At 72.4% G+C, this 4,880-nt stretch carries 4 protein-coding genes and 1 pseudogene; all 5 read right to left on the bottom strand.

The features are described from left to right. Positions 1 to 42 precede the first annotated feature (42 nt). Positions 43 to 435, bottom strand: coding sequence for a YccF domain-containing protein (locus tag H5J33_RS23440; RefSeq protein ID WP_181796876.1), 393 nt, complete (start codon positions 433 to 435; stop codon positions 43 to 45). Then, positions 432 to 1,292 (bottom strand): zinc metalloprotease HtpX, encoded by an 861-nt coding sequence (gene htpX / locus H5J33_RS23435; protein WP_181796875.1) that lies wholly within the window; start codon positions 1,290 to 1,292, stop codon positions 432 to 434. Before htpX ends, H5J33_RS23440 begins: the two co-directional genes overlap by 4 nt. Positions 1,293 to 1,482: 190 nt before the next feature. Beyond that, positions 1,483 to 3,000 (bottom strand): NADH-quinone oxidoreductase subunit N, encoded by a 1,518-nt coding sequence (locus tag H5J33_RS23430; protein WP_181796874.1) that lies wholly within the window; start codon positions 2,998 to 3,000, stop codon positions 1,483 to 1,485. Beyond that, complete coding sequence (locus H5J33_RS23425) at positions 2,997 to 4,571, bottom strand: NADH-quinone oxidoreductase subunit M (protein ID WP_181796873.1); 1,575 nt, start codon at positions 4,569 to 4,571, stop codon at positions 2,997 to 2,999. The genes H5J33_RS23430 and H5J33_RS23425 overlap by 4 nt, the downstream gene beginning before the upstream one ends. 6 nt (positions 4,572 to 4,577) lie before the next feature. After that, a pseudogene (locus H5J33_RS23420) lies at positions 4,578 to 4,880 on the bottom strand (NADH-quinone oxidoreductase subunit L); the annotation flags it as partial.

Below are 4,880 nucleotides of genomic sequence, written 5' to 3'. Positions count from 1 at the left end.
CCGCCTGGCGGGCCGGCGCCGGGTCTGAGAGCCCCGCGGCGGTCAGCGGGTGGCGAAGGGGCGGTCGGTGGGGACGATCTCGCGGCCCAGGGGCAGCAGGGAGACCGGTATCAGCTTGAAGTTGGCGATGCCGAACGGGATGCCGATGACCGTGACGCACAGCAGGACGCCGGTGACGATGTGGGCGAGCGCCAGCCACCAGCCGGCCAGGAGCAGCCACAGCACGTTGCCCACGCAGGAGGGCGCGCCCGCGTCGCGCCGCTCGACCGTGGTGTGCCCGAAGGGCCACAGGGCGTAGGCGCCGATGCGGAAGGCGGCGATCCCGAAGGGGATGCCGATGACCGTGACGCACAGCAGGACGCCGGCGAAGAGGTAGCCCAGGAACAGCCAGAAGCCGGACAGGACGAGCCAGATGACGTTCAGGATGGTCTTCACGGTCGTCCTGCCATCCTCTCGAGGCGGGCGATGCGCTCCGCCATCGGCGGGTGCGTGGAGAACAGCTTGGACATTCCCTGGCCCGGGCGGAAGGGGTTGGCGATCATCATGTGGCTCGCCGTCTCGATCCGGGGCTCGGGGGGCAGCGGAAGCTGCTGGGTGCCCGCCTCCAGCTTGCGCAGGGCGTCGGCCAGGGCGAGCGGGTCGCCGGTGAGCTGGGCGCCGGAGGCGTCCGCCTCGTACTCCCGGGAGCGGCTGATGGCCAGCTGGATCAGGGAGGCGGCGAGCGGGCCGAGGATCATGATCAGCAGCATGCCGAACAGGCCGGGCCCCTCGTCGTCGTCCGAGCGGCCGACCGGGATCAGCCAGGCGAAGTTCACCAGGAACATGATCACGGAGGCGAGCGCTCCGGCGACCGAGGAGATGAGGATGTCCCGGTTGTAGACGTGGCTCAGCTCGTGGCCGATGACACCGCGCAGCTCGCGCTCGTCCAGCAGGCGCAGGATGCCCTCGGTGCAGCACACGGCCGCGTTGCGCGGGTTGCGGCCGGTGGCGAAGGCGTTCGGGGCCTCCGTCGGCGAGATGTACAGCCGCGGCATGGGCTGGCGGGCCTGCGTGGACAGCTCCCGCACCATCCGGTACAGCCCCGGGGCCTCGAACTCGCTGACCGGGCGGGCGCGCATCGCGCGCAGCGCGAGCTTGTCGCTGTTCCAGTACGCGTACGCGTTCGTGCCCAGTGCGACCAGGACGGCGACGATCAGCCCGGTGCGGCCGAAGAAGCCTCCGATGACGATGATGAGTGCGGACAGCCCCCCGAGGAGTACGGCCGTCCTGAGCCCGTTGTGCCGGCGGTGCACGGTGCGCCCTCCAAGTCGTGCTGCTGGGGATCACTCCGATCCAGTGGACCCTCCCGCTTCCGACAACGCGAGGCGAGCTCCACGAGTTCCCGCGCGCCCGCGGCCGCCCGCCCCGGCCGGGCGGGTGACGTGCCCTTTCGGCCGTACGCGCGCGGAGCGCGACGAGTGCCCCGCGCGCGCGTGCCGACTCCTAGAACAGTCCGCCGGCCGTGAAACGGAGGACCAGCTGGGGCGCTCCGGACAGGGCGACGCCGAGCACTCCGGTGAGGGCGAGCGCGGCCGTGAGGGGGGCCGGGACCCGGTGCCGGACGGGCTCGCCCTCGGGGGCGCGGAACAGCAGGGCCGTCCACTGGAGGTAGTAGAAGAGGGCGATCACGACGTTGACGGCCATGACGACGGCGAGCCAGCCCAGGCCCGCGTCGACGGCCGCCGAGAACACGGTGACCTTGGCGAACAGGCCGATGATGCCCGGCGGCAGCCCGGCCAGGCACAGCAGGAAGAAGGCCAGCAGCAGCGCGCTGAGCGGGTTGGTGGCGTACAGGCCCCGGTAGTCGGCGATCCGGTTCAGCGCCCGGCCGCGGCCCACCAGGGCGGCCACGGCGAAGGCGCCGAGGTTCACGGCGGCGTACATCAGGGCGTACGCGACGGTGGAGCCGATCGCCCGCTCGGCGTCCTTGGTGTATCCGGCGGCGGCGATCGGCACCAGCAGATAGCCGGCCTGGCCGACGGAGGACCAGGCGAGCAGCCGTACGGCGCTGTACGCGCGCGTGGCCCGCTGGCGCAGGGCGGCGACGTTGCCGGCGGTCATGGTGAGGGCGGCCAGGGCGGCGAGCGCGGGCCCCCAGACGTCGGCGTACGACGGGAACGCGACGACGGTGACGAGGATCAGGCCGGAGAAGCCGACCGCCTTGCCGACGACCGACAGATAGGCGGCGACGGGCAGGGGCGCGCCCACGTAGGTGTCGGGAACCCAGAAGTGGAAGGGCGCGGCGGCCGTCTTGAAGGCGAAGCCGACGAGGGTGAGCACGACACCGGCCTGGGCGAGGGTGTGCAGCTGCCCGTCGACGTGCGGCAGGCGCCGGGCGACCTGGGTGAGGTAGAGGGTGCCGGTGGTGGCGTAGACGAAGCTGATGCCCATCAGGCTGACCGCGGTGGCGGTGACCGAGGACAGGAAGAACTTCAGCGCGGCCTCGGAGGACCGCTTGTCGCCGTGCCGGATGCCGACGAGGGCGAACGCGGGCAGGGAGGCGACCTCCAGGGCGACGATCAGTGTGGCCAGGTCGCGGGAGGCGGGCAGCAGGGCGGCGCCGGCCGCGGAGGACAGCAGCAGGAACCAGAACTCGCCCGCCGGCACGCGCCGCCGCTCGTCGTCCAGGTGGGTGACGGACAGCAGGGCCGCGAGCAGGGCGCCGCCGAGTACCAGGAACTGGACGACGAGGGTGAAGTGGTCGGCGGTGTAGCTGCACGCGCGCGGGGGGGCGCCGGTGCAGAAGGTGGCGCGGTCGCCGTCCAGGAGGGGCAGCAGCAGCGCGGTGGCCGCGGCGAGTCCGGCGACCGAGACCCAGCCGAGCACGGCCTTGCGGGGCTCGGGCACGAACAGGTCGGCGACGAGGACGGCGAGCGCGACGACGGCCGCGAGGGTGGGCGGGGCGATCGCGAGCCAGTCGACGGACTGGACCAGCGACTCGGCAAGCGGCTGGGCGCTCATCGGGTGCCTCCTGCGAGGAGCTGCTGCACGGCCGGGTCGGTCAGGCCGAGCAGGGCCTTCGGCCACAGTCCGGCGAGGACGGTGAGGGCGACCAGCGGGGTCCAGGCGGCGAACTCGTAGCCGTGGACGTCGGCGAGCCTCGCCGTCTCGCGTTCCGCGCCGCCCATGCAGACGCGGCGGACCACGATCAGCATGTACGCGGCCGTCAGCAGGGTGCCGAACGCGCCGATCGCCATGAAGGTGAGGAACGCCGGGCGGCTGAGGCCGGCGGCGGGCCGGAAGGAGCCGAACAGGGCGAGCATCTCGCCCCAGAACCCGGCGAGTCCGGGCAGGCCGAGGGAGGCGACCGCGCCGAAGGCGAGCAGGCCGCCGAGGCGCGGGGCCCTGCCGTACAGGGCGGCGCCCGTCTCCTCGGCCAGGGTGTCGAGGTCGGTGCTGCCGGTGCGGTCCTTCAACGCGCCGACCAGGAAGAAGAGCAGGCCGGTGATGAGGCCGTGGGCGATGTTGGCGAACAGGGCGCCGTTCACGCCGGTCGGGGTGGTGCTGGCGATGCCGAGCAGGACGAAGCCCATGTGGCCGACGGAGGAGTAGGCGATCAGCCGCTTCAGATCGCCCCGGGCGCCCTGCCGGGCGAGGGCGAGGCAGGCCAGGGATCCGTAGACGATCCCGACGACGGCGAGCGCGGCGAGGTACGGCGCGAAGGTGTGGAAGCCGTCCGGCGCGATCGGCAGGACGATCCGGACGAACCCGTACGTACCCATCTTCAGCAGGACGCCGGCCAGCAGGACCGAGCCGACGGTCGGCGCGGCGGTGTGGGCGTCGGGCAGCCAGCTGTGCAGCGGCCACATCGGCGTCTTCACCGCGAGCCCGATCCCGATCGCCAGAACGGCGACGACCTGCACGGACGTGGTCAGCGACCGGCCGTTGTCAGTGGCGAGTGCCACCATGTCGAACGTGCCCGCCTTGATCCCGATCAGGAGCAGGCCGAGCAGCATGACCACGGAACCGAGCAGCGTGAACAGGATGAACTTCCACGCGGCCCGGGTCCGGCCCGCACCGCCCCAGCGGGCGATGAGGAAGTACATCGGGATGAGCACCATCTCGAAGGCGAGGAAGAACAGCAGCAGGTCGAGCACGGCGAAGGTGGCGAGGGTGCCGGACTCCAGCAGGAGCAGGAGTGCGACGAACGCCTTCGGGGCCGGGCCCGCCGGCGGCTTGAAGTAGGAGTAGAGCGCGCAGAGGAAGGTCAGCAGCGCGGTCAGGACCAGAAGGGGGAGGGAGATGCCGTCGATGCCGAGGTGGATCCGCACGTCGAGCGCGGGGATCCAGCTGATGTCGGTCGTGGCCTGCATCTTCGACGGATGGTCGTGGTCGAAGCCGAGCGCCAGGACGATCGCGGCGAGCAGGATCACGCCGGTGACGGTCACACCGTGCCGCAGCACGGCCTGCCCCGGCGACTTCCCCTTCAGTCCGGGCGGGGCCGGGAGGAGCGCGGCGACGGCGCCGAGGAGCGGGCCGACGACGACGAATGCCAGAAGGAACTGCATCACGGACTCGTTGATATCGATCACGCCTGCTCACGCTCCCGTGGCGACGAGGAGGACGGCGACCGCCAGGACGACGGTGCCGGCGAGCAGCGCGCTCACATAGGTCTGCACATTGCCGGTCTGCGCACGCCGGACGGCGGCCCCGAGCAGCCGGGGCAGGGCGGCGGCGCCGCGCACGTAGGTGTCGACGACCTCGCGGTCCAGGAACCGCACAAGGCTCGCCCCGGCCCGCACCGGGCGGACGAACAGCACCTCGTACACGGCGTCCAGGTGGAAGCCCGCCGCGGCGGGCCGGTGCAGCGGGCCGAGCAGCAGCCGTCCGGGGTCCGCCGG

This window comes from Streptomyces sp. WELS2, from assembly GCF_013870595.1.
GTDB lineage: Bacteria > Actinomycetota > Actinomycetes > Streptomycetales > Streptomycetaceae > Streptomyces.
Note: the sequence above shows the minus strand (reverse complement) of the source record. Positions and strands in the feature narration are given on the sequence as shown.